Source organism: Pseudomonas sp. GW821-FHT01A09 (assembly GCF_058986725.1).
Genome location: NZ_JBYSWB010000073.1, coordinates 1 through 888, shown reverse-complemented (window position 1 = coordinate 888; position 888 = coordinate 1). Strand labels below are relative to the sequence as shown.

Annotated in this window: 2 tRNA genes and 1 rRNA gene; all 3 read left to right on the top strand. The window is 51.5% G+C overall.

Annotated features, from left to right (window positions below):
• Positions 1–452, top strand: a 16S ribosomal RNA gene (locus AC3WJP_RS29095); the annotation flags it as partial.
• An 84-nt stretch (positions 453–536) separates the two neighbouring features.
• A tRNA-Ile gene (locus AC3WJP_RS29090) sits at positions 537–613 on the top strand.
• Positions 614–625: 12 nt separating this feature from the next.
• Positions 626–701, top strand: a tRNA-Ala gene (locus tag AC3WJP_RS29085).
• The last annotated feature ends 187 nt before the right edge of the window (positions 702–888 follow it).

The following is an 888-nucleotide window of genomic DNA, read 5'->3' as shown; positions in this document are numbered from 1 at the left end:
AAGTCCCGTAACGAGCGCAACCCTTGTCCTTAGTTACCAGCACGTTAAGGTGGGCACTCTAAGGAGACTGCCGGTGACAAACCGGAGGAAGGTGGGGATGACGTCAAGTCATCATGGCCCTTACGGCCTGGGCTACACACGTGCTACAATGGTCGGTACAGAGGGTTGCCAAGCCGCGAGGTGGAGCTAATCTCACAAAACCGATCGTAGTCCGGATCGCAGTCTGCAACTCGACTGCGTGAAGTCGGAATCGCTAGTAATCGCGAATCAGAATGTCGCGGTGAATACGTTCCCGGGCCTTGTACACACCGCCCGTCACACCATGGGAGTGGGTTGCACCAGAAGTAGCTAGTCTAACCTTCGGGAGGACGGTTACCACGGTGTGATTCATGACTGGGGTGAAGTCGTAACAAGGTAGCCGTAGGGGAACCTGCGGCTGGATCACCTCCTTAATCGACGACATCAGCTGGCTTATGAGCTCCCACACGAATTGCTTGATTCATTGAAGAAGACGATGAAGGTAACAGCTCGTAACTGGGTCTGTAGCTCAGTTGGTTAGAGCGCACCCCTGATAAGGGTGAGGTCGGCAGTTCGAATCTGCCCAGACCCACCAGTTTCTTGTTTTGGGGCCATAGCTCAGCTGGGAGAGCGCCTGCCTTGCACGCAGGAGGTCAGCGGTTCGATCCCGCTTGGCTCCACCACTTCATGCAAAAGCCTAGAAATGAATATTCGCTTCGAATATTGATTTCTGATCTTTTTCAGAATCGTTCTTTAAAAATTTGGGTATGTGATAGAAAGATAGACTGAATGGCACTTTCACTGGTGTTCATTCGGGCTAAGGTAAAATTTGTGAGTGACTCTTGAGAGTCTTGCGAATTTTCGGCGAAT